At 71.5% G+C, this 22,459-nt stretch carries 27 protein-coding genes; 13 read left to right on the top strand and 14 right to left on the bottom strand.

The window, feature by feature from the left end:
* Window positions 1–1,230, top strand: a complete 1,230-nt coding sequence (locus tag BLA60_RS31520) for an SAM-dependent methyltransferase (protein ID WP_075136677.1) — start codon at window positions 1–3, stop codon at window positions 1,228–1,230.
* Window positions 1,231–1,295: 65 nt separating this feature from the next.
* Here BLA60_RS31520 and BLA60_RS31515 read toward each other — a convergent pair whose 3' ends face one another.
* Both BLA60_RS31515 and BLA60_RS31510 read right to left on the bottom strand, forming a co-directional pair.
* Window positions 1,296–2,108: an SAM-dependent methyltransferase gene (locus BLA60_RS31515; protein ID WP_075136676.1), complete on the bottom strand. Its 813-nt coding sequence runs from the start codon at window positions 2,106–2,108 to the stop codon at window positions 1,296–1,298.
* A gap of 42 nt (window positions 2,109–2,150) precedes the next feature.
* Window positions 2,151–2,474 (bottom strand): DUF6191 domain-containing protein, encoded by a 324-nt coding sequence (locus tag BLA60_RS31510; RefSeq protein ID WP_075136675.1) that lies wholly within the window; start codon window positions 2,472–2,474, stop codon window positions 2,151–2,153.
* A 264-nt stretch (window positions 2,475–2,738) separates the two neighbouring features.
* On the opposite strand from BLA60_RS31510, the gene BLA60_RS31505 reads away from it, so the two are divergent.
* A complete protein-coding gene (locus BLA60_RS31505) occupies window positions 2,739–3,572 on the top strand; it encodes an APH(3'') family aminoglycoside O-phosphotransferase (RefSeq protein WP_075136674.1) in 834 nt (277 codons plus the stop codon).
* Here the strand turns inward: BLA60_RS31505 and BLA60_RS31500 are convergent.
* Entirely contained in the window at window positions 3,534–3,941 is a 408-nt protein-coding gene (locus BLA60_RS31500; RefSeq protein WP_075136673.1) for a RidA family protein, read from the bottom strand. The two genes, BLA60_RS31505 and BLA60_RS31500, sit on opposite strands and share 39 nt — an antisense overlap.
* Before the next feature lie 42 nt (window positions 3,942–3,983).
* Between BLA60_RS31500 and BLA60_RS31495 the strand changes: the two genes are divergently transcribed.
* Window positions 3,984–4,619 carry a TetR/AcrR family transcriptional regulator gene (locus BLA60_RS31495; protein WP_075136672.1) on the top strand — a complete coding sequence of 212 codons (636 nt, stop codon included), beginning with the start codon at window positions 3,984–3,986 and terminating at the stop codon, window positions 4,617–4,619.
* 432 nt (window positions 4,620–5,051) lie between these two features.
* The gene (locus BLA60_RS31490) at window positions 5,052–5,537 is read left to right on the top strand and encodes a hypothetical protein (RefSeq protein WP_245812262.1); all 486 of its coding nucleotides are present in this window, start codon (window positions 5,052–5,054) and stop codon (window positions 5,535–5,537) included.
* Here BLA60_RS31490 and BLA60_RS43805 read toward each other — a convergent pair.
* Window positions 5,525–6,124 carry a TetR/AcrR family transcriptional regulator gene (locus tag BLA60_RS43805; protein ID WP_162293040.1) on the bottom strand — a complete coding sequence of 200 codons (600 nt, stop codon included), beginning with the start codon at window positions 6,122–6,124 and terminating at the stop codon, window positions 5,525–5,527. The genes BLA60_RS31490 and BLA60_RS43805 overlap by 13 nt on opposite strands.
* A gap of 64 nt (window positions 6,125–6,188) precedes the next feature.
* Between BLA60_RS43805 and BLA60_RS44355 the strand changes: the two genes are divergently transcribed.
* Together BLA60_RS44355 and BLA60_RS31475 are read left to right on the top strand one after the other, a co-directional pair.
* A complete protein-coding gene (locus BLA60_RS44355) occupies window positions 6,189–6,482 on the top strand; it encodes a hypothetical protein (protein WP_075136670.1) in 294 nt (97 codons plus the stop codon).
* Between the two features lie 17 nt (window positions 6,483–6,499).
* On the top strand, window positions 6,500–7,033 hold the full coding sequence (locus BLA60_RS31475; protein WP_211288916.1) for a sugar O-acetyltransferase: 534 nt from the start codon (window positions 6,500–6,502) through the stop codon (window positions 7,031–7,033).
* A gap of 3 nt (window positions 7,034–7,036) precedes the next feature.
* Here the strand turns inward: BLA60_RS31475 and BLA60_RS31470 are convergent, their stop codons facing one another.
* The 6 genes from BLA60_RS31470 to BLA60_RS31445 all read right to left on the bottom strand — a co-directional run bounded on the left by BLA60_RS31470 (window position 7,037) and on the right by BLA60_RS31445 (window position 12,818).
* Complete coding sequence (locus BLA60_RS31470; RefSeq protein ID WP_075136668.1) at window positions 7,037–7,555, bottom strand: AAA family ATPase; 519 nt, start codon at window positions 7,553–7,555, stop codon at window positions 7,037–7,039.
* The gene (locus tag BLA60_RS31465; RefSeq protein WP_075136667.1) at window positions 7,552–7,794 is read right to left on the bottom strand and encodes a hypothetical protein; all 243 of its coding nucleotides are present in this window, start codon (window positions 7,792–7,794) and stop codon (window positions 7,552–7,554) included. Before BLA60_RS31465 ends, BLA60_RS31470 begins: the two co-directional genes overlap by 4 nt.
* Window positions 7,795–7,837: 43 nt before the next feature.
* Entirely contained in the window at window positions 7,838–9,040 is a 1,203-nt protein-coding gene (locus BLA60_RS31460; protein WP_075136666.1) for an acyl-CoA dehydrogenase family protein, read from the bottom strand.
* Window positions 9,037–10,317, bottom strand: coding sequence for an acyl-CoA dehydrogenase family protein (locus tag BLA60_RS31455; RefSeq protein WP_075136759.1), 1,281 nt, complete (start codon window positions 10,315–10,317; stop codon window positions 9,037–9,039). Before BLA60_RS31455 ends, BLA60_RS31460 begins: the two co-directional genes overlap by 4 nt.
* Before the next feature lie 105 nt (window positions 10,318–10,422).
* Complete coding sequence (locus BLA60_RS31450; protein ID WP_075136665.1) at window positions 10,423–11,829, bottom strand: amidase; 1,407 nt, start codon at window positions 11,827–11,829, stop codon at window positions 10,423–10,425.
* Entirely contained in the window at window positions 11,826–12,818 is a 993-nt protein-coding gene (locus BLA60_RS31445; RefSeq protein WP_075136664.1) for a D-2-hydroxyacid dehydrogenase, read from the bottom strand. Before BLA60_RS31445 ends, BLA60_RS31450 begins: the two co-directional genes overlap by 4 nt.
* Window positions 12,819–12,980: 162 nt before the next feature.
* Here BLA60_RS31445 and BLA60_RS31440 point away from each other — a divergent pair, with 162 nt between their 5' ends.
* The 4 genes from BLA60_RS31440 to BLA60_RS31425 are packed head-to-tail and all read left to right on the top strand — an operon-like array spanning window position 12,981 to window position 15,690.
* The gene (locus BLA60_RS31440) at window positions 12,981–13,490 is read left to right on the top strand and encodes a DUF3830 family protein (RefSeq protein WP_075136758.1); all 510 of its coding nucleotides are present in this window, start codon (window positions 12,981–12,983) and stop codon (window positions 13,488–13,490) included.
* A 12-nt stretch (window positions 13,491–13,502) separates the two neighbouring features.
* The gene (locus BLA60_RS31435; protein WP_075136663.1) at window positions 13,503–14,270 is read left to right on the top strand and encodes a maleate cis-trans isomerase family protein; all 768 of its coding nucleotides are present in this window, start codon (window positions 13,503–13,505) and stop codon (window positions 14,268–14,270) included.
* A 20-nt stretch (window positions 14,271–14,290) separates the two neighbouring features.
* On the top strand, window positions 14,291–15,013 hold the full coding sequence (locus tag BLA60_RS31430; RefSeq protein ID WP_075136662.1) for a maleate cis-trans isomerase family protein: 723 nt from the start codon (window positions 14,291–14,293) through the stop codon (window positions 15,011–15,013).
* A 17-nt stretch (window positions 15,014–15,030) separates the two neighbouring features.
* On the top strand, window positions 15,031–15,690 hold the full coding sequence (locus BLA60_RS31425) for a GntR family transcriptional regulator (RefSeq protein ID WP_075136661.1): 660 nt from the start codon (window positions 15,031–15,033) through the stop codon (window positions 15,688–15,690).
* Here BLA60_RS31425 and BLA60_RS31420 read toward each other — a convergent pair.
* Both BLA60_RS31420 and BLA60_RS31415 read right to left on the bottom strand, forming a co-directional pair.
* The gene (locus BLA60_RS31420; protein ID WP_245812260.1) at window positions 15,687–16,409 is read right to left on the bottom strand and encodes a GAF and ANTAR domain-containing protein; all 723 of its coding nucleotides are present in this window, start codon (window positions 16,407–16,409) and stop codon (window positions 15,687–15,689) included. The two genes, BLA60_RS31425 and BLA60_RS31420, sit on opposite strands and share 4 nt — an antisense overlap.
* Before the next feature lie 21 nt (window positions 16,410–16,430).
* A complete protein-coding gene (locus BLA60_RS31415; protein WP_154814756.1) occupies window positions 16,431–17,156 on the bottom strand; it encodes a GAF and ANTAR domain-containing protein in 726 nt (241 codons plus the stop codon).
* A 218-nt stretch (window positions 17,157–17,374) separates the two neighbouring features.
* On the opposite strand from BLA60_RS31415, the gene shbA reads away from it, so the two are divergent.
* Window positions 17,375–17,902 carry an RNA polymerase sigma factor ShbA gene (gene shbA, locus BLA60_RS31410; RefSeq protein ID WP_245812268.1) on the top strand — a complete coding sequence of 176 codons (528 nt, stop codon included), beginning with the start codon at window positions 17,375–17,377 and terminating at the stop codon, window positions 17,900–17,902.
* A gap of 20 nt (window positions 17,903–17,922) precedes the next feature.
* Here the strand turns inward: shbA and BLA60_RS31405 are convergent, their stop codons facing one another.
* On the bottom strand, window positions 17,923–18,540 hold the full coding sequence (locus BLA60_RS31405; RefSeq protein WP_075136657.1) for a class I SAM-dependent DNA methyltransferase: 618 nt from the start codon (window positions 18,538–18,540) through the stop codon (window positions 17,923–17,925).
* A gap of 56 nt (window positions 18,541–18,596) precedes the next feature.
* Window positions 18,597–19,226 (bottom strand): cholesterol catabolism transcriptional regulator KstR, encoded by a 630-nt coding sequence (gene kstR, locus BLA60_RS31400; protein WP_075136656.1) that lies wholly within the window; start codon window positions 19,224–19,226, stop codon window positions 18,597–18,599.
* A gap of 144 nt (window positions 19,227–19,370) precedes the next feature.
* Between kstR and BLA60_RS31395 the strand changes: the two genes are divergently transcribed.
* Entirely contained in the window at window positions 19,371–21,446 is a 2,076-nt protein-coding gene (locus BLA60_RS31395; RefSeq protein ID WP_075136655.1) for an acyl-CoA dehydrogenase family protein, read from the top strand.
* Window positions 21,446–22,456, top strand: coding sequence for an acyl-CoA dehydrogenase family protein (locus BLA60_RS31390; RefSeq protein WP_075136654.1), 1,011 nt, complete (start codon window positions 21,446–21,448; stop codon window positions 22,454–22,456). The genes BLA60_RS31395 and BLA60_RS31390 overlap by 1 nt, the downstream gene beginning before the upstream one ends.
* Window positions 22,457–22,459: the final 3 nt, after the last annotated feature.

Genomic DNA, 22,459 nt, shown 5'->3' with positions numbered 1-22,459 from the left:
ATGCAGCTGGCTGACATCTTCGAACGCGCGATCGGTCGTGATGCTCCGCTGGAGTTCAAGGCCTTCGACGGCAGCCGGGCCGGTGATCCGGACGCCCCGGCGCGGGTGGTCGTGCGATCGCCGCTGGCGATGTCGCACCTCGCCTCCGCACCGGGCGAGCTTGGTCTGGCCAGGGCCTACATCTCGGGCACGTTGGACATCGACGGTGACATCTATCAGGCGCTGCGCAGCATGTCCGCGGCGACGCTGGAACACGTTCCGGTGTCGCTGCGGGTGGAGATGGCCGCCCGCCTCGGCGGTTACCGGCTGTGGTGGCCGACCGGCCGGCCGGCGGCCGAGGCCAGGATCCACGGCCGCCGCCACTCCAAGTCCCGTGACCAGGACGCGATCTCCCACCACTACGACGTGTCCAACAAGTTCTACGAGTGGGTCCTCGGCCCGTCGATGGCCTACACCTGCGCGGTCTACCCGCACGCCGACTCCTCGCTGGAGGACGCGCAGTGGACCAAGCACGACCTCATCGCCCGCAAGCTCGGCCTCGGCGAGGGCATGCGCCTGCTGGACGTCGGCTGCGGCTGGGGCGGCATGGTCATGCACGCCGCGCGCCACTACGGCGTTCGGGCCCTCGGCGTCACCCTGTCGCGCAAGCAGGCCGAGTGGGGCCAGAAGGCGATCGCCGAGGCGGGGCTCACCGAACTGGCCGAGATCCGGCACCTGGACTACCGCGACGTCGCCGAGTCCGGGTTCGACGCCGTCAGCTCGATCGGTCTCACCGAGCACATCGGCAAGGCCAACCTCGGCGCGTACTTCCAGTCACTGCACGACAAGCTGCGGCCCGGCGGCCGGCTGCTGAACCACTGCATCACCCGGCCGTCCAACCTCGAACCGACCAGGGTCGGCGGCTTCCTCAACCGGTACGTGTTCCCCGACGGTGAGCTGGAGAGCCCGGGACACCTGGTCTCGGCCATGCACGACAACGGTTTCGAGGTGCGGCACGAGGAGAACCTGCGCGAGCACTACGCGCGCACCCTCACCGCCTGGTGCGCCAACCTGGACGCCCACTGGACCGACGCGGTCGGCGAGGTCGGATCGCAACGGGCACGCGTGTGGCGGCTGTACATGGCCGCGTCGCGGTTGGGCTTCGAGCGCAACACCGTGCAGTTGCACCAGGTTCTCGGCGTACGGCTGGACGGGTCGGACGCGGACATGCCCCTGCGCCCGACCTGGTGAACACCCGAGGTGCCGTCGTTGATCGTGTCGCAGCGAGGTGCCCTGGGGCCACCGCCGGGGTTCGTTCAGGGTTTGTGACCGACGCCGGCCTGGACGAGGGAGGTCTCGGGGTGGTCGCCGGCGCCCCCGGGGGTCTCCGGGCGCCACTGCGGTGTCCACAGTAGACCGGGCGGGACCAGGGTGGTGCCGGTGAAGAACGCGGCGATCTCCTCCGGGGGGCGGCCGATGCCGGGGTTGGTGCTGCGCTCGTAGAGTTCGTTGACCGTGTCCGCGCGGGTGCTGTCCTGGCGCACGGCGTGCGAGAGCACCAGGTGGCTGCCGGGCGCCATGGCCTCGACGTACCGGGCGACGGCCCGGTGCGGCTGGGCGTCGTCGGGGATGAAGTGCAGGACGGCGACCATCAGGACGGCCACCGGCTGGCTGAGGTCGATCAGGCGTTGGGCGGCGTCGGAGCCGAGGACCGACTCGGGGTCGGTCAGGTCGGCGCGGATGGCCTCGGCGTTGGCGTTGCCGCGCAGGATCAGCTCGCTGTGCGTGACGGCGACCGGCTCGCTGTCGACGTAGAGGATGCGGCTGTCCGGGTCGAGGGCCTGGGCGATCTCGTGCACGTTGCCGGCGGTGGGGATCCCGGAGCCGACGTCGATGAACTGCCGGATGCCGGTCTCCACGCAGAACCGGACGGCGCGCCGGAGGAAGGCCCGGTTCAGCCGGGCAGCGGACCGGGCCTCGGGCATGGCTTCGAGGACCTTCTCCGCGAAGATGCGGTCCTGCTCGAAGTTGGCGGCGCCGCCGAGCAGGTAGTCGTAGACCCGCGCGGCGTTCGGGAGGTCAAGGTCGATGGATTCCGGCGCCCAACTGGGCCGTTCCGTGGACGACATATACGCATAGTAGCCACGTCCGAGATTTATCCCCCGACCGGTTTAACCGGTAGTGGAAGCTCGGCGCGGGCGGTAAACGGTTTCGCCGGTTTCCGGGTCGACGGAGATCTCCGGCGGGTCCCCGCTGGTCTCCGATTCGGGCAGGACCAGCTCGGATTTCCGGTGTTCCAGTTCGTCGCGTTTGCCGGCGTAGAAGAAGGCGCCGAACTCCTCGATGCCGACCCCGGAGATCGACGAACGGGTGCGGTCTCCCCGCCCGGGCAACCAGCTCCGCCGGCCGCCCCACAGCCCGAACCTCTCCAACGCGGCCAGCACGACGAGCAGGCACACGATCCCGGGGATCGACATCGCCCACAGCCAGCCCATGCACGCCCAACGCACCAGACGGCCGGCCGGTTCCCCGTGGTCGCCGGCCTCGGCCGGTGACGGTCCCGCCGCTGACGGACCGGCAGCCGGTGATCCGACGGGCTCGTCGTTGACCGATCGGCCACGCGCGGCCCGTTGGCCCGGAACGGGGCTGGCGGCTGTCGTCGCCCTGGTGCCGCCGCGCCGGTCGCGGGCGCGGTGGCCGCGTCCAGCGGCTGGTGGTGATGGGTACGGTTTGTCCGGTGTCGAGTGGAGGGTGCGTCCATGGGTGTGTCACCTGAGTCGTTGCTGGCGCGGTGTGCTCCCGGTGAGTGGGTGCCGGTCACGAGCGGCGAGTCCGGTGCTCGGGTGTTTCGCAGCGTCGACGGTTCGCGCTATGCCAAGTGCGCCCAGGCCGATCCGCTGGCGCGGGAGCGGGATCGGATCCAGTGGCTCAGCGACGCCGGCGTGCCGGGGCCGTCGGTGCTGGAGTGGATCGCCGGCGACGACGGTGCGTGTGTGGTGACCAGTGCTGTGCGGGGGGTGTCGGCCGAGGCGTTGCCGGCCGAGACGCTGTGGCGGGCGTGGCCGGCGATTACCGAGGCCGTGCGCCAGTTGCACTCGTTGCCGGTCGAGGACTGCCCGTTCAGCCGTGATCTGACGGAGATGTTCGCGATCGCCGAGGACGTCGTCGCCCGGGGAGCCGTCGATCCGGAGTTCCTGCCGGTGGACCAGCAGCGGACCTCGCCGGCCGAACTGCTCGGGCGGCTGGCGCCGCAGGTCGGTCAGCGCGTGGCGGAGGAGGCCGCTGACAGCGTCGTGTGCCACGGCGACCTGTGTCTGCCCAACATCGTTCTCGATCCGGACACGGTCACCGTCGCCGGGTTCATCGATCTCGGTCGGCTGGGGCGGGCGGATCGGTATGCCGACATCGCGCTGCTGCTGGCCAACGCGCGGGAGATCTGGGGGGACGAGAGCCAGGCGGTCGCCGCGGACGCGGTCTTCGCGGACGGGTACGGCGTCACGCTGGACACCGAGCGGCAGCGGTTCTACCTCCACCTGGATCCGTTGACCTGGGACTCAGTCCAGGACAGCGGTGGCCTCGACCTCAACGAGTAGATCCGGCTCACCCAGTGCGGCGACACCCAACAGGGTGATGGGCTTGACGGGGTCGCAGCCCAGCGCCGTGGCCGCGCGGCCGATGCCCTCGCCGAGCAGCGGCATCTTGTCGGGTGTCCAGTCCACGACGTAGACGGTCAGCTTCGCGACGTCGTCGAACGAGCCGCCGACCGCGGCCATGGCCGTGCCGATGTTGAGGTAGGCCTGCTCGACCTGCGCCGCCAGGTCACCGGCGCCCACCGGGTTCCCGTCGCCGTCCCGCGCGACCTGGCCGGCGAGGAACACCAGCCTCGACCCGGTGGCGATCGACAGCTGCCGGTAGACGTCCGGCTTCGGCAGCCCGTCGGGGTTGACCAGTTCCACGGCCATCGCATCCTCCTAAACATAGCGTTGCCATGTATTGTGGCACAGGTGGTCAGGACGAAGAACCCGGCGGTCCGCACCCGGCTGATCGAACGCGCCGCCCAGATGCTGCGCGCCCGCGAGCCGGTGACCCTGCGCTCGGTCGTCCGGGACACCGGCCTGTCGACCATGGCCGTCTACACCTACTTCGGCGGCATGGAGGGCCTGTGGCAGGCCGTGCGCCAGGAGGGCTTCACCCGACTGGCCGCCGAACTCGGGACCGTCACCCGTACGAAGGACCCCGTTCGTGACCTCACGGCGTTGGGCGCCGCGTACGTGACCAACGCCCTGGCCAACCCCGACCTCTACCGCGTCATGTTCGACGCCACCGTCGACCTGGAGAACCCCACGGCCGCCGACGACACCCTGCACATCCTGGTCACCACCATCGAGCGCGCCCAACAGGCCGACCGCTTCGCCCCGGGCGCCGACGCCCGGTCCCTGGCCACCCAGTGCTGGGCCATCGGCCACGGACTGGTCTCCCTGGTCGCCACCGGCCCGCTGCCCCACGACACCCTGGCCCTCGGCGCCCCCATGCTCGTCGCCCTGTTCGTCGACGCCGGCGACACCCCCGCCACCTGCCGTGACTCGGTCGGCCGAGGCTGGCCCTTCCGGCCGCCCGGCCACGACGCCGGGAAACCCTGACGCCCCAAGGCCGTCCCGGGCACGACAGCGGGTCGTGGCTTGCGCGGAACCGGCCTCGTCGGGCCACGAAGACCGGCCGGCACACGCGCACGTCACCGGCGGTGGTCCCCCTCGTGAGGTCAGGATCGGACCATCCCATCGATGGCCAACCGGAGCTGTCGCGCGCGCAGCGGCAGGCCGTGGAACAGTTCAGGTCCGAGATCAGGAGCGCGGTCCGCGGGCTCGGCAGGCGAAACCAGGCGCAGGTGCGAGCCGAGCGGGAGGAACGGGAACGGCGTGCGGCGGCCAGGAACCGGCCCTGTGACGGGTGATGAGCCAATGACTGAGCCAACGACTGAGCCAACGACTGAGCCAACGACTGAGCCAACGACTGAGCCAACGACGCTGCGTACGGACCTGATCGGGTTGGTCGCGCGGGTCGGTGTCGACGACGTGAACGTCGACGATGCCGTGGCGGACGAGCACGTGCGGTCCGCCGTGTACCGGCGCGTCGTCGAGGCGACCGCCGATGCGGCGAGCCGCGAGGACGACCGCGTGGTCGTGGCCACGATCCTGCGTGACCCCGTCGAATCGGTGTCCAGGACGGCGGTGGTCGATCTCGTCGACAGGATCGCGACCGGGGCGACCGATGCCGCGTGGTTCCGGCGGTGGGCGGCCGAACTACAGCCGGTCCTGGACGAACTCCGGTCGGAGGGCAACCGCGAGTTCCTCCGGCGCCGCGTCCGGGACCGGGTGTTCTGGCTGTCCATCAAGGACGGTCGAACGCCGGTCCCGGCGGATCTGGGGGACGTCACGGACTGGATGCAACGCCTTCTCGCCGACGAGTCGACCTCGCTGCCGGTGCTCACCGAGCACGGCAGCACCAGGAAGATTCGCAACGTCGCGAAGCACCGGGCCGGTCGTGGTCAGCAACCGTGATCCACGAGCAGCCGGGTGACCTGGTCGTCGTCCCGGGTGGACGCGCCGGTGAGGCCGGTGATGACGACGGCGAGGACGGCGTCGAACGTGTCGGTCCGGTGGCGGTTCCTGGCGCGTTCCTGTGACAGGGAGCCGACGACCGTGGTCAGGACGGCGTGCCAGGCGAGATGGGCGACCGCGCGGGTCAGCCCGCCGGCTTCGAGCCGGTCGATGACGCCGTGCAGGAGCGCGGGGCCGGCGGCGGTCCGCGGTGCCCTGGCGAGGACCAGCCCGGTCAGCTCCGGTTGGGCCGACATCCGCTGGTAGAGCGTCGAGGCGACGGTCCTGAGCCAGTCGGCCCAGTGGGTGTCGGGCTCGGTGAGGTGGAGGTCGAGGTCGGCGACGAAGCGGCCCGCGACGGCGTCGAGGAGGTCGGCGAGGCCGGTGACGTGGTTGTAGAGGGCGGCCGGCTGGACGTTCAGGTCCTTCGCGAGGGCACGCAGGCTGAAGGTGTCGCCGCCGTCGCGCTCGATGAGGTCGCTCGCCCTGGCGACCACGGTGTCCCTGGTCAGCCGTTCTCCGGCCGGTGGGGCGCCCCGCCTTGTCATATGACCACCGTTCATATAGTGTCGTGTCGCCCTTAATGTACACCGTTCATATAGGTGGCCCGCGATGAAACGTGACTTCCTGACAGGGGTTCTGCTCGTCAACACGATCCCGCACACCGTCATGGGCCTGGCCGGCAAACGCTTGCTCACGCCTCTCGGCGGCCCGGGGTCGTCCCCACGCACCAACCTGGTCTGGGCCGCGACGAACCTGGCCGGCGCCGCGCTGCTGTTCCGCGGCTGGCGCACCACCGACCAGCCCGACGCCGAACGCCGGCTGCGGACCGTGCAGCACGGCATGCTCGCCATGACCGTCTTCGGTAGCTGCTACGAACTGCTCGCGTCCCGCCGGCGCCCGTGAACGACCAGCGCACCCGCATGCTGCGCGGCGAGTGGTACCAGGACAGCGACCCGGTGCTGGTGGCCGAACGTCAACGGTGCCAGTCACTCCTGGACCGGTTCAACCGGGCGGACGCCGAGGACCGCCAGCCGATCCTGCGCGACCTGCTCGGCGGGATCGGCCCGTCGTCCTGGATCATGCCCCGCTTCCAGTGCGACTACGGGTACCTGATCCGCCTGGGCGACAACAGTTTCCTCAACTACGACGCGATCCTGATGGACTGCGCCCCGATCACCATCGGCGACGACGTGTCGATCGGGCCGCGGGCCCAACTCCTCACCGCCCTGCACCCGCTCGACGACCACGAGTTGCGCCGCCAACGCTGGGAACGCGCCGAACCCATCACCATCGGCGACAACGTCTGGTTCGGCGGCGGCGTCATCGTCTGCCCCGGCGTCACGGTCGGCGACAACACGGTCGTCGGCGCCGGCAGCGTCGTCACCCGCGACCTCCCGCCCGGGGTCCTCGCCGCCGGCAACCCGGCACGGGTCATCCGCGAACTGAAACGCTGAGACTCACAGCAGGAAGTCCCCACCGGCCACCGCGTCCGCGACGGCCCGCAGCGTGTCGGCCGGCGAGTGCCGGCTGGTGTCGATCACGTGGCGTTCCAGGTCGCCCAGGTCCGCGAACTGGTCCCAGAGCGACAGAACCGGCCCTTCGTCCACCAACGCGTCCGACCCGGTACGCGCCTGCGCCCGCCGCAGCGTCTCCTGGCGGTCGGGCCGCAGCACCAGGTAGTGAACCGGCGGCCCAGTACGGAAATGGCCCAGCATCCACGGGCCGACGACCCCGTCGACCACCACCGTGTAACCGCCCTCGGCGTAGCGGAAGGCCGCAACGGCGATCACCCCGAGGACGGTCTGGTTCTGGTCGTTCGACTCGGGGAGGTAGGGCGGGATCGCCCCGGACACGATGTTGTGCCAGAAGTCATCGGTGTGCAGGTGCACGCCCCGGGGGAACGTCCGCGCCAGCGCCCGCGCGGTCGTGGACTTACCCGCCCCGGGCGGCCCGCTGACAACGATGACGGCGCTCATCCGAGTTCCGCCGAACCACGGTGGGCGATGACCTCTCGAACACCCACGACAATGCCCATCGTCTCGCGCAGGGTCGTCACCGGCCTGTCGCTCGGTCTTGGGAGCCGCTGACCTGCCTCGACGTCGTCCAACAGTTCTCCCTGATTCTCGGTCGTCCCCACCCTCTCACGACCTGGAGGCGGCCTGATCTTGGAGATCCGGCCGATGGAGATCGACAAGAACGTGGCGGACCCGGTCATCAGGTCCGATGTTGATGACGATGACCGGGTCTGTTGTCGCAGGTCACTTAAGCTCTGCGGAGGTCTTCCCGAGTAGCCGGCGGGCGATGATGAGTTGTTGGATCTGTTGGGTGCCCTCAAAAATGTCCATGATTTTCGCGTCGCGGGACCATTTTTCGAGGAGGGATTGTTCGTTGTAGCCGACGGTGCCGCAGAGTTCCACGCAGCGGAGGGTGATGTCGGTGGCGCTGCGGCCGGCTTTGGCCTTGGCGTAGGAGGCCTGGAGGGAGTTCGGTTTTCCGTTGTCGGCCATCCAGGCGGCCTGGAGGGTCAGCAGGTAGGCCGATTCGTAGTCGGCTTCCATGGTGAGGAAGGCGGCGGCCGCGGCTGGCTGGGTGTGGGGCGGACGGTCGTAGTCGATGGTGATGCCGGCTTCGGTGAGGAGTTCTCGGGTTTTTTCGAGGGCTGCCCTCGTGATTCCGACGGCCATGGCGGCCACCAGGGGCCGCGTGTTGTCGAACGTCTGCATCACGCCGGCGAAGCCCTGGTCGGGGAGGATGTCGGGGGTGCCCAGGAGGTTCCTGGCGGGGACTCGGGCGTTGGTCAGGCGGAAGTGCGCCGTGTCGGAGGCTCTGATGCCGAGTTTGTGTTCCAGGCGGACCAGTTCGAAACCCGGCGTGTCGCGGTCGACCACGAACGACTTGATGGCGGCTTTTCCCTTGGTGCGGTCCAGGGTGGCCCACACGACCACGCAGTCGGCGCGTTCTCCGGAGGTGACGAAGATCTTCTCGCCGTTGAGGACGTAGTCGTCGCCGTCGCGGACCGCCGTCGTTCGGATGGCGCCGGAGTCCGAACCCGTGTCCGGCTCGGTGATGGCCATCGCCGCCCACTTGCCCTTGTAGCGGGCCACCTGGTCGTCGTTGCCGACCGACGCTATGGCGGCGTTGCCCAGGCCCTGCCTCGGCATCGCCAGGAGCAGGCCGGCGTCGCCCCAGCACATCTCCATGGTGCCGACGGCCAGGGACATGTTGGCGCCGTTGACCACGCCCTTCGACGTCTTCTTCGCCTTGCGGACGCCGGCGGCTCCGGCGCCGCCGCCCGACGCGCTGAGGCCGTCGAGCAACGACGCCAGGGTGTCCAGTTCCGTCGGGTAGGTGTGCTCGGCCTGGTCGTACTTGCGGGAGTTCGGGCGCAGGAACGCCAGGGCTGCCTGCCGGGCCTGGTCCACCAGGGTGGCCAGCTTCGGGGAGATCTCCAGGTTGATCACACCAGCACCGCGCCTTCCATCACACCGACCGCCCTCAGGTCCCGGTACCAGCGCTCGACCGGATGTTCCTTGACGTACCCGTGACCGCCCAGCAGCTGGACGCCGTCGCTGCCGATGGTCATTCCCTTGGTGGCGCACAGGGTTCTGGCCAGCGCCGCCTCGCGGGCGAACGGTTTTCCCTGCTCCGCCCGGGACGCCGCGCGGTAGGTCGCCAGGCGCATGCCGTCCAGCTCGGTGCCGATGTCGGCCACCCGGAACGCCACGCCCTGCCGGTGGGACACCGGCTCGCCGAACGCCTCCCGGGTGTTGACGTAGTCCGTGACATACGCCAGGACCGCCGCGCCGGTGCCGACGGCCAACGCGCACCAACCCAGCCTGGACAGGCGGACACAGTCGGCGTACGCGGCGCTGTCACCCAACAGCGCCGTCGCCGGAACCGCCACCTTCGACAGGGTGAGACGGCCGGTGGCGGCGGCGCGTAACCCCATCGCCGGCTCCGGATCCACCGACAGGCCCTGGCTGGACGACTCGACGAGGAACAGCGCCGGGCCACGCCCCGCCAGCTCCGCCGCCACCACGAACAGCTCCGCCGACGACGCGAGCGGCACCATCGACTTCTCGCCCGACAGCACGAAACCGCCGGTCGTGCGGTGGGCCGTGGTGCGCAGGGCGAACGGGTCGAACAGCGGCCTTGCCTCCTGCACCGCCAACGCCGCCGCCGGCACGTCCTCACCGGTGAACGACGGCAGGTAGGTCGCCTGCTGGGTCTGGTCGCCCCACAGGACCAGGGCGTTGGACACCGCCGCCGGGGCAAGGCACGCCACCGCCAGACCCAGGTCGCCGTGGGCCAGGGCCTCCGCGACCAGCACGTTGGTCACCGTGGAGCGTTCGGTGGCCACGCCGCCCAGGTCCTCCGGGACGCCGATCAGGGTCACGCCCAGCGCCGCCGCCGTGGCCAGCAGCTCCGGGGGAGCGGCGCACTTCTCGTCGGCCTCGGACGCCGACGGGCGCAGCCGCTCGGCGGCGAACTCGCGGACCGTGTCCGCGATCATCGCCTGCTCCTCGGTCGGCGTCAGGTCGAACACGGCCCGCTCGGGTGCCGCCGGCAGGCGCCGGGGCGCCGACAGTGTCCGCGTCGCGGCGAACGTGCGGTTCACCGCGGTGAACCCCGTTCTCGTCACCTGGTACAGCGCGCGGTCCACCGGCGCCTTCACGCCGAGTCTGGCCACCAGCCGCGACCCGGCGACCCGGTTGAGTACCGACATCGTCACGCCCAGGGCGCCCTGCCGGTGTGGTCTGGCGCCAAGGCCCTCACCTGACACCGTGCATCACCTCAACCTACTCGGGAGTAGTTACGGAGCTACCCTAGAGTAGGCCACGGCTCAGCCGCTGGCGACGCCCGGCCGCGTCGACTGCCACGGGTGCGCCTGCTCGAACGCGTGACAGGCCGTCAGCACCCGCGCGTCGGCGTGCTTGGGCCCGACGATCTGCAGCCCGACCGGCAGCCCCGCCGAGGTGAACCCACACGGCACGCTCGCCGCCGGCTGCTGGGTCATGTTGAACGGATAGGTGAACGGCGTCCACTCCGTCCACCGGTGCGCCGCCGACCCCGCCGGCACCTCGACGCCCGCCTCGAACGCGGCGATCGGCATCGTCGGGGTCACCAGCAGGTCGTAGTGGTCGTGGAACTCGCCCATGATCCGGCCGACCTCCGCGCGCACCGCCGTCGCGGCCACGTAGTCCAGCGCCGAGTACCGCGCCCCCTGCTCGCAGACCTCCCGCAGGCCGGGGTCGAGCATCGCCAGCCGCTCCGCCGACAGCCCCGCCACCGACGCCGCCGCCCCGGCGAACCACAGCACGTGGAACGCCTCCACCGGGTCGTCGAACTTCGGGTCGGCCAGCTCCACCCGCGCGCCGAGCTCGGTGAACGACCGGGCCGCCGACGCCACGATCGACGCCACCTCCGGGTCGACCGAGGCGAAGCCCAGCGTCGGGCTGAACGCGATCCGCATGCCGGCCACCCCGGCCCGCAGCGTCGAGGTCACCGAGCGCTCCTGGCGCTGGCCGGCGGTCCAGTCGCGGTTGTCCTGGCCGGACAGCACGTCCAGGGCCAGCGCGCTGTCCTCGACCGTCCACGACAGCGGCCCGACGTGCGCGAGCGTGCCGTAGGGGCTCGCCGGGAACAGCGGGACCAGGCCATAGGTCGGCTTGATGCCGAACACGCCGCTGAACGACGCCGGGATGCGCACCGAGCCGCCGCCGTCGGTGCCGATGGAGATCGGGCTGGTGCCGGTGGCCACCGCGGCCGCCGCGCCGCCGCTGGACCCGCCGGCCGTGCGGTCGGTGTCCCACGGGTTGCGGGTGACGCCGGTGAGCGGGCTGTCGGTCACGCCCTTCCAGCCCAGCTCGGGCGTGGTCGTCTTGCCGACCAGGACGGCACCGTGCTCGCGCAGCCGGGCCACGGCCGGCGCGTCGGCGTCCCACGACTGGTCGGGGTCGACGGTCCGCGAGCCACGCAGCGTCGGCCAGCCCCTGGTGAGCAGGATGTCCTTGACCGACACCGGGACACCGTCGAGCAGGCCGTGCGCCTCGCCGTCGCGGTAGCGGGCCTGCGCGGCGGCGGCCATGGCCAGCGTCGCCTCCCGGTCCACCAGGCAGTAGGCGTTCACCGCGCCGTCGACGCGCTCGATGCGGTCCAGCGCGTCCCGCGCGACCTCGACCGGGGAGAGCGTGCCGGCGCGGTACCGCTCCATCAGCTCGGTCGCGGACAGCTCCGACGTGCCGGTCATCGTGCTCCTTCCCGGACGTAGCCGTGCTGCTTGTCGACCACGTTGCGCAGCGGGCGGCCGTCCAGATACCTGGTGAGGTTGTCCACGAACAGTGCTACCAGTTCCTCCCGCCACCCCACCACGTCCCCGGACATGTGCGGGGAGACGATCACGTTCGGCATCGTCCACAGGGGTGAGTCGGGCGGCAGCGGTTCCTCGGCGAACACGTCCAGCGCGGCACCGGCGATCTCACCCGCGCGCAGGGCCGCCACCAGGTCGTCCTGCACCACGAGCCCGCCCCGGCCGACGTTGACCAGCCGGGCGGTCGGCTTCATCGCGGCCAGCGCGGCGGCGTCGACCATGCCGGTGGTGGTGTCGGTCAGCGGGGCGGCCAGCACGACGTGGTCGGCGTCGGCGGCGGCCTCGGCCAGCCGTTCGGTCGGCAGGATCGAGCCGAGGTCGGGGTCGCGGTCCACGGCGGTGCGGCCCAGGCCCGTGACCCGCACGCCGACGGCGGTGAGCTTGCGGCCGATGGCCCGGCCGATCGGGCCGGTGCCGGCGACCAGCGCCCGGGAGCGCCCCAGGGTCTCGCTCTCGCGGTGGTGCCAGCGGCGCTCGTGCTGGAGTCGAAGGGTGCTGGGCAGGTCCTTGGCCATGGCCAGCACGAGCGCCAGGACGTACTCGGCCATCGGCTCGTCGAACACTCCGCGTGAGTTCGTGATGACGACGTCGTTCGCCCGAACGCCAGCGGAGAGCAGGTGGTTGACCCCGGCGCTCGCGGCGTGGACCCAGCGCAGGTTCTCGGCGCGCTCGATCGCCGCCGAGGCGGTCTGGGAGCGGAAGTCCCAGGCCAGGAGCACGTCCGCGTCACGAAGAGCGTCGGTCAGGCCGTCCTCGGTGACGTACCGGACGGTGCCCAGCGCCTCGATCTGGTCGGTCGCGGGGGGTTTGCCCGTGCCGCCGGACTCGGCGTGCAGGACCACGATGGTTGCGGAACGTGTTGGGCTCATGCCCTGATGCTCCCCTCTTCGAATGAAGCTGTCGCGGGGAGCCGCGAGGGATTGACACGCTAGAAGTCGCTCGTATGATTGTCAACAATCGGCGCGGTCGCTGCAGCCCGCGGGAGAGCTAGACAACGAACTACAGGTGCTGCATGACCGTGGAGAATGCTGATGTCCAGGTTGATGACGATCACGTTGGAGCGCCGCGGCGTCTCCTGTGTGGCACAGCTGCTCGACAAGGACGCGCCGCGCACGTGTGAGGCCGTGTGGCGGTCGCTGCCCCACGCGGGGCCCGTCCATCACGCCAAGTACGCCCGCAACGAGGTGTACACGATGGTCGAGCGGTTCATCGACGAGCCGATCGGCCTGGAGAACCCGACGGTCACCCCCATTCCCGGTGACGTGGTCTTCTTCGACTTCCACGGCGGCATGCTCGACCGGGAGTTCAAGGAGGAGAAGGGCCTGGAGGCGCTCCCCGGCGTGATCGACCTGGCCATCTTCTACGGCCGCAACAACATCCTGCTCAACGGCGACGTCGGCTGGGTCCCCGGCAACGTCTACGCGACGATCATCGAAGGCCTGCCGGCCATGGCCGAGGCGTGCAACGACGTCTGGCGTTCGGGCAGTGTCGGTGAACGTCTGGTCTACCAGCGCCACCCCTCGCACTCCGACGCCGGCTGACGGGCGGGCGGCATGTACCCGAGAGACAGGGCCGTGGAGATCATCGGCCCGGAACTGGTCACCCAGCGCGGAGTCGGCGTGGTGGCGCCGTTCGACTTCGCGCTCGACCGCGAGCTGTGGCGCTGGGCGCCCGACGACATCTCGCTCTACCTGACGCGGCTGCCGTTCGTGCCGGTGCCGGTGACCATCGAGATGGCCAGCGAGCTGAGCGACCCGGACCGGGTCCGCCGGGCGACCGCCGACGTGCTGGCGCCGGAGCCGCTGGTGGTCACCTACGCCTGCGCGTCGGGCAGCTTCATCGACGGCGCGGTCGGCGAGCAGGCGCTGTCGGCCAGCATGCTCTCGGCCGGGGCGCCGATGGCCACCACGACCTCCGGTGGGCTGATCGCCGCGCTGCGCGCGTTGAACCTGCGCCGGATCGCGGTGGTGACCCCGTACATCGACAGCGTCACCGAACGACTGTTGACCTTCCTCGACGAGCATCGGGTGGAGGTCGTCTCGAGTGTGGGTCTCGGTCTGTTGGACCACATCTGGAAGGTGGGCTACGCCGAGATCGTGCAGGCGGTCACCGCGGTGGATGTCGCGGAGGCCGAGGGATTGTTCATCAGCTGCACGAATGTGCCGACCTACGACATCATCGGCCCGCTGGAGCGGTGGCTCGGCAAGCCGGTGTTGACCGCGAACCAGGTCACGATGTGGTCGGCGCTGTCGGCGATCGGCTCCCCGATGATGGCCACCGGCCAGTGGTTGGCGGAGACGACGCGGACGCACGCGGCCTGACGGGTAGGATTGTCTCACTCATGAGTCACGTCGTCGGTTTCCTCTATCCGGGCTACAGCGCGGAGGACGAGTACCCGACCATGGAGCGGCTGCTGGCTGCCTCTGGCCGGGCCGCCAGTCTGCCGGTGGTCCACACCCTGATGCGCGAGGACGCCCACCGGGTGGACGCGCTGCTCGACATCGGCGGCGCGGACGTGCTCGCCGACGGGGCGCGCGCGTTGCGCGAACAGGGGGTCCAGGCCGCGGTGTGGGCGTGCACCAGCGGCAGTTTCGTGTTCGGTTGGGACGGCGCGAAGTCCCAAGTGGACGGTGTGCGGGACGCGGCCGGGGTGCCGGCGTCGAGCACGTCGTTCGCGTTCGTCAACGCGGCCAGGCATCTGGGGCTGCGCCGGGTCGCGGTCGCGGCGACCTATCCGCGGGATGTGGCCGACCGGTTCGCCGAATTCCTGGCGACCGCTGATATCGACGTGGTCTCGTTGTCCTGCAAGGGAATCATCACCGCGGCCGAGGTCGGTACCCTGGGCCGCGAGGACGTCATCGAGTTCGTCGCGGCGAACGACCACGCCGACGCGCAGGCAGTGCTGGTGCCCGACACCGCACTGCACACGGTGGCCTGGCTGGCCGATCTCGAACAGCGTCTGGGAAAGCCCGTGCTGACCGCCAACCAGGTCAGCGTGTGGGAAGGTCTGCGGCTGGTCGGCGACGCCGGTCCGCGACCCGGGCTGGGCACCTTGTTCGCCTGAACGGAGGATCACTGGGGATGAGCGAGCTGGGCGAGCTGGAGCCGGTTGCCAGGCAGTCGACCGCTGAGCTGATCGCCGACCAGCTGCGTTCAGCGATCATGTACGGGGTGTTCGCCCCGGGAACCCAGCTCGCCGAGGCGGAACTGGCGGCGCGCTTCGAGGTCAGCCGGGGGCCGCTGCGCGAGGCGATGCAGCGGCTGGTGCAGGAGGGCCTGCTGCGCGGCGAACGCCACCGGGGCCTGTTCGTCATCGACCTCGACGAGCAGGACGTCGCCGACATCTACCTGGCGCGGCTGGCGATCGAGCGGATGGCCTGCGAGCTGATCATGCACGGCAACCGGGGCGAGGCCGTCGCGCACCTGACCGAGGCGCTGACCGAGCTGGTCACCGCCGCCGAGTCCGGTGACCGGCACGCGATGAGCGACGCCGACCAGGCCTTCCACCTCGCGCTGGTGACCTGCTCGGGCAACTCGCGGCTGGAGCGGATGGCCCAGACCCTGTTGGTGGAGACCAGGATGTGCCTCGCGGCGTTACAGGACCACTACCCGCGACCGCAGGACCTGGTGGCCGAGCACCGCATCCTGGTCGACGCCATCGCCGACGGCGACGAGGAACGGCTGCTCGGCCTGATCGAGTCGCACATGCGGGACTCGATCGTGCGCCTGCGGCCCGCCTAGCGTCGGCGTCGCCGGAGCAGGGCCACGTCGAACTCGCCGGCCACCACCGACGCGGACAGCTCGGCGATGCGGTTGTTGTTGCTGCGCGCGTAGTGCCGCAGCGCCGTGAACGCGACGTCCACGCCGATCCCGAGGCGTTCGGCGATGATCCCCTTGGCCTGTTCGATCACCACCCGGCTGGTCAGCGCGTGCTGGAGCTGCGCGGCCAGATCGGTCTGCCGGCGCAGCGAGCGCGCCTGGGACAGGCCGATGGCCGCCACGTCCGCCAGCGCCTGGGCCACCCGCAGGGTGCGTTCGTCGGGGCCGACGGGTTCGGTGCGGAACAGCGACGTTGCCCCGAGGACCTGGTCGCGCAGGCGCAGCGGCAGGGTGTGCACCGAGGCGAAACCGACCGCCACGGCGGCCGCGGTGAACTCCGGCCAGCGGTGCGCGGTGGCCGGGGCGGACAGGTCGACGGCGACCGGCGCACCGGCCCGGCAACACTCCCGCAGCGGGCCGTCGAGCTCGCACAGGGCCGCGACCCGGTCGTCGGAGGCGCCGCTGGCCTGGGGCACGCCGGCCTGGTCCACCAGCAGCAGCCCGGCCGCGGCGATGGTCAGCAGCCGAACCGAGCGGTCGGCCAACAGGATCAGGACGTGATCGAGATCGGGCTCGACGGCCACGGCGTCGGAGAGCTCCACGAAGGTTTCAGCCAGCTCTTCCACTGGTGTGCTGGTCACGGGATAAGCCTACGACCGACACTATGAGTTAGGTGCGTCGTTCGGGCCGGTTTGCGAAAGCTGTTCAAAACGTAGCCGTCGGTGGACGACCTCGCCGGCGATTTCCATTAGCGGCCGGCCCCGGGAGAAGGCGTGGGCGCGCAATCGGTCGAGTGCCTCGTCGACATCGACACCGAGTTGTACGGAGATTATTCCGCTCGCCTGGTGGACCAGCGCCTCGGCCGCGAACCAGCCCGGCAGGTCCTCGTGCGGCGGGAGTTCCCGGTCGAGCAACAACCCGAGCGCGAGGTCGGCGAACACCGCGACCTCTCGTCGTCGCAGGTCGCACAGGGCCACCGGGTCGGTCGAGTACAGACCGAACAGTCCGACAACCGACCGTCCCACCCGTAACGGGAAGGCCGCCACCGCCCGCGCCCCGGTCGCCTGGGCGGTCGCGGAGAACACCGGCCAGGACCGGTGTGCGGCCACCGAACCCAGGTCCGCCACCGGGATCGGTCGACCCTCGCGGACGGCGTCGGTCCCGGGGCCCTGACCGAGCAGGACGTGCAGGTCGGCCAGTCGCGCGGCGACCGGATCGGTGGCGTGCGGACGATCCCGTGGCGGGTTACCCCACGCGAGCCACGCGCCGCTCATCCCCACCCGTTGAACACACGCCCCGCACACCGTGGAGATCGAGACGGAACCGTTGTGAGCGGACGCGTACTCTGCGATACATTGCCACACGGCCAGAGTTCGATAGTCGATCACGGTGATTCAATTCGGATCCGCGCGAGTCGCTCCGCGGGCGCGGTCGACTTCGGGGTGAGTGCCGGTGCAACCGCACTATCGACGTAGGGCCTTTGGACCCTGGTGGAGATCCGCCCACATTTACGAGTATCACTCACATGCAGGCCATCTCGTCCGATGCCACGGAAATCTTCGCGAGGCTGAAGAGCGCGGCGTTCCATGAGCTCGTCGTCTCCTCCATGGCCGGCGAGCGGGACGCGATCGCGACCCTGTTCACCTGGATCCGGCCGGCGATCGTGCGGTACTGCCGCTCACGTATCGGGCGCAGCGGCTCGGCGTACTCCTCGGCCGACGACGTCGCCCAGGAGATCTGTGTGGCCGTGCTCGGCGCGCTGGGCCGCTACCGCGACGAACCGGAGTCGTTCCTGCCCTTCGTGTACGGGATCGCCGCGCACAAGGTCGCCGACCACTACCGGCGGGCGGGGCGGGACCGGTCGGACCCCGCCGCCGACGTGCCGGACGGCGTGGACGTGAGCGCGAGCCCCGAGCAGCAGATCATGGCCGCCGACCTGCGAGACCGTCTCGCCGGACTGCTCGACACCCTTCCGCCGCGCCAGCGCGAGATCCTGCGTCTGCGGCTGGTCGTCGGCCTGTCCGCCCAGGAGACCGCGACCGCCGTCGGTCTCACGCCCACCGCGGTCCGCGTTACCCAGCACCGCGCCCTGGCAAAACTGCGGACGGCCCTTCAACGGCACGAGTGGGTGTGACGTCGGTCAACCCCCGCGTTCTATGACGCGCGGGCTCGCAGGTAGAGCTGGACCTCGATGCGGTTGGGCTCGGCCTCCGCGCTGACCTCGCGCAGCTCGAACTGGTCGAACCCGGCGTCGGTGAGGACCCCGCGCAGCTCGTCGGGCGGGTAGGCGCTGACCCGGGTTGGCACGCCGAGGAAGCTGATCGGCAGCAGGTCGAAGTCGCCGAGCACCATCGACACCAGCAGCAGCTTGGGTCCGCGCAGCTGGCCGCGCAGTTGGCGCAGCAGCGGCGGGATGTCGGCCTTGGGCAGCATCAGCAGCGAGAAGAACGCCACCGCCGCGTCGAACTCGCCGAGGTCGTCGATCTGGCGCAGGTCCCGGTGCAGGTAGGTGCCGCCGGGGGCCTGTTCGCGGGCGAGGTCGAGCATCACCGCCGACTCGTCGGTGCCGACGACCTCGATGCCGGCGTCGAGCAGTTGTTTGGCGGTTGGCAGCCCGCTGCCGCAGCCGAGGTCGAGGACTCGGGCGGGGCGCTGGTCGACCAGCCACGCCCCTTCGGTCAGCTGTGCGTCCCGCTCGACGAACGAGTCGTCGTAGCGGCGACCGATCAGGTCGAACGCGACGGCGTCCTCGGCGGCTTTTTCCGTACCCACGAACGCATCGTCCCCCGTTCGTGGCGGCCGCGTCCACCGACCATCCGGGTAGTGATCTAGGCGCCGGGGTGCTGGATGAGTAGCCGTACGGTCAGCTCCAGTCGTGTGGCGACGTCGGAGGCCGAGGCGCGCCGGGTGACCCAGGCGACCAGGTTGGACAGCCACACGTCGCCGATGACCCTGGCGATGGCGCGGTCCTCGTCGGTCGGCTCGCCGTCATGCAGGGCCCGGGTGAAGATCCGTTCGATGAGCGCGGCGACGGTGTCCACCTCGGAGGAGGCGGAGGCGTCGGCGAACATGAACGCGCGGGTCATCGCCTCGGTGAGGTTGGGGTCGCGCTGCATGGCGCGGGTGATCCGGCCCAGGACGGCCAGCAGCCGGTCGTAGGGGGTGTCGCCGGGGATGGGGCTGCGTTCGGAGCGTTCCTGGCCGCGTTCGAGTTCGCGGGCCAGTCCGGAGACCAGCAGGTGGATCTTGGACGGGAAGTAGCGGTAGAGGGTGCCGAGCGCGACGTCGGCCTTCTCGGCGACGGCTCGCATCTGGACGGCCTCGAAGCCGCCCTTGGACGCCAGGGCGATGGTGGCGTCCAGGATGCGCTTGCGGCGGTCGCGTTGGGCCGCCGAGCCGAGTTCGTCGTCGGTCAGGACGGTGAGCGCGTTGGCCCCCGAGGTGCGCGGTCGTGCCATGGGTAGGGATCCCCTGTCGAAACGTGTTCCAGCCTGTGAGCTGTAGTTTATCCGATGGGCTCGGGCGGTATGTGGCAGACGTGTGTCCACGGCGTTGCGGGCGGTTCTGGTCGCAAAACTGAAACACGTTCTATACTCGGCGGCGTGGCGACGACCGAGCGACTGGCCATCCAGGACGCCCTCCGGGACTCCGTGGCGGCGGCCTGCGCCCGCGCCGGACTGCCGGGCGCGGTGCGCGCGCTGGAACCGGGAGCCGGCGGCGACTGGCGCACACACTGGCCCGGCCTGGCCGACCTCGGCCTGCTCGGCCCCGGTGTGCCGGCACGCCTGGGCGGAGCCGGCGGCGACCTGGCCGACACCGCCGCCGCGCTCGAACGGGCCGCGTGGAGCCTGGCCCCCGGCCCGGTCCTGCCCACCGTGCTCGCCGCGCTGGCCCTGACCGGCACCGACGCCCAGGACCTCGTCCCGGCTCTGGTCGCCGGGCGGGCCAGCGCCGGCGTCGCGCTCGAACCCGGCACGCTCACGGTCACCGGCGGGCGGATCAGCGGCCGGGCCGAGGCCGTGCTCGGCGCCCACGACGACGCCCACCTGCTGCTGGCCGCCCGCGACGGCGACCGGACGGTGTGGGCCGTGGTCGAACCCCGGACCGTCGAGGCGCTGACCCCACTGGACTTCTCCCGCCCGCTGGCCTCGGTGGACCTCGACGGCGTGCCGGTACGGACCGTGCCGGAGCTGGCCGGGACGGCGGCGGTGCTGCTGGCGGCCGAGTCGGTCGGGGTGGCCCGCTGGTGCCTGGACACGGCGGTCGCCCACGCCGCCGTGCGCGAGCAGTTCGGCCGGCCGATCGGCGCGTTCCAGGCCGTCAAACACCTGTGCGCGGAGATGCTCTGCCGGGTCGAACGGGCCGCCGCGCTGGTCTGGGACGCGGTCCGCGAGCCGGAGTCGCTGTCCGCGCCGGCCGCCGTCGCGCTCGCGCTGGACGCCTCGGTCGCCAACGCCAAGGACTGCGTCCAGGTGCTCGGCGGGATCGGCTTCACCTGGGAGCACGACGCCCACCTGTACCTGCGGCGCGCCCTGGCCACCCGCCAGCTGGCCGGCGGCACGGCGCTGTGGCGGCGGCGGGTGGCCGCCCGCGCGCTGGCCGGCGAGCGCCGCACCCCCGGGGTGGCCGCCGAGGACGAGCCGGCCCGGCGCGCGGTCCGGGAGTTCGTCGCCGGAGTCGCCGGACTGTCCGAACAGGACACCCGGGTGCGGCTGGCGGACTCCGGCTACCTGGCACCGCACTGGCCGAGGCCCTACGGCCTGGACGCCACACCACGAGCCCAGCTGGTGATCGACGAGGAACTGGCCGCCGCCGGGATCCGGCGCCCGGACCTGGTCGTCGGCGCGTGGGCGGTGCCGACGATCCTCGCGCACGGCACGCCCGAGCAGCGGGAACGGTTCGTCCGCCCGACCCTGCGCGGCGAGCTGCGCTGGTGTCAGCTGTTCTCCGAGCCCGACGCCGGCTCGGACCTGGCGTCGCTGCGCACCCGGGCCCGACCGGCCGACGGCGGCTGGGTGCTCGACGGGCAGAAGGTGTGGACCTCCCAGGCCCGCGAGGCGGACTGGGCGATCTGCCTGGCCCGCACCGACCCGGACGCCGCCAAACACGCCGGCATCAGCTACTTCCTGGTCGACATGCGCGCGCCGGGGATCACCACCCGGCCGCTGCGCGAGATCACCGGCGAGGCCCGGTTCAACGAGGTGTTCCTCGACGGCGTGTTCGTGCCGCACGAGCGGGTCGTCGGCGAGATCGGCGGCGGGTGGCGGCTGGCCAGGGCGACCCTGGCCACCGAACGGGTCGCGCTGGGCACCTCGACCGTCGACGAACTGGTCGCGCTGGCCACACCGGACGCCGACCGGGAACGGCTCGGCGCGCTGGTGGCCAGCGGCCTCGCGGTCGGCATGGTCGACCTGCGCGAGACCGAACGCCAGGTCGACGGGCGGGAACCCGGGCCGGGCGCGAGCGTGCGCAAACTGCTGGCCACCCGCCAACGCCAGGACGTCGCCGAGTTCGGCGTCGAGGTACTCGGGCCGGCGGGGGCGGCGGTGACCGGCGAGACCGGCGACCGGCTGCGGGAGCTGCTGCTGTCCCGCTGCCTGACCATCGCCGGGGGCACCACCCAGGTCCTGCTCACGCTGGTCGGCGAGCGGGTGCTCGGGCTACCGAGGGAGTCGTGATGGACTTCGGGTTCGACGACACGCAGCAGGCGGTCGCGCGGCTGGCCGGTGACGTGCTGGCCGGCCAGGCCGACCCGGAGTCGGCGTGGAAGGCGTTGGCCCAGGCGGGTCTGCTGGCGCTGGCGGTCCCCGAGCGGCTGGGCGGCGACGGGCTCGGGCCGGTCGAGGTGGCGGTGCTGCTGGCCGAGACCGGGCGGGTCGCCGCGCCGCTGCCGGTGCTGGAGACCCTCGCGCTGGGCGTGCTGCCCCTGGCCCGGCACGGCACCGGCGACCAGTGCGAGCGGCTGCTGGACGGGGTCGTCGCCGGGAACCGGGTGCTGACCGCCGGCACCCGTGGCGAGGTGACGGTGTCCGGGGACCGGGTCAGCGGCACGCTGGTCGGCGTGCGGTACGCGCAGCGGGCCCACCGGGTGCTGGTGCCGGCCGGCGAGCACGTGTACCTGGTCGACCCGGCCGACGCCACCCTGACCGCGACCGGGACCTCCGGCGGGGAGCCCGAGTGCACGGTGACCGTGCGCGGGGTCGCGGCCGAGCGGGTCGACGGGGCCGCCGCCGACCTGCGGCGGCTGGCGCTGGCCGGGGCGTGCGCGCTGGGCGGCGGGCTGGTGGCCGGGGCACTGGCGCTGACCGCCGGACACGTGCGCGGGCGCGAGCAGTTCGGCCGGCCGCTGGCGACGTTCCAGGCGGTGGCCCAGCGGATCGCCGACGTGTACGTCGGCGTGCGGACGCTGCACCTGGCGACCTGGTCGGCGTGCTGGCGGCTGGGCGCCGGGCGCGACGCCGACGCCGACGCCGACGCCGACGCCGACGCCGACCTGGACGTGGCCGCCTACTGGCTGGCGCAGGAGGCGCCGCCGGTGATGGAGGCCTGCCACCACCTGCACGGCGGGCTCGGTGTGGACGCCGGGTACCCGCTGCACCGGTTCTCCAGCGCCACCAAGGACCTCGTGCGGTTCGTGGGCGGCGTGGAGCACCGGCTGGCCAGGCTCGCCGACCGGATCGCGGGGTGACAC

The sequence above is a fragment of the Actinophytocola xinjiangensis genome (genome assembly GCF_001921215.1).
Classification (GTDB): Bacteria; Actinomycetota; Actinomycetes; order Mycobacteriales; family Pseudonocardiaceae; genus Actinophytocola; species Actinophytocola xinjiangensis.
This window is presented reverse-complemented; position numbering and strand designations above follow the sequence as displayed.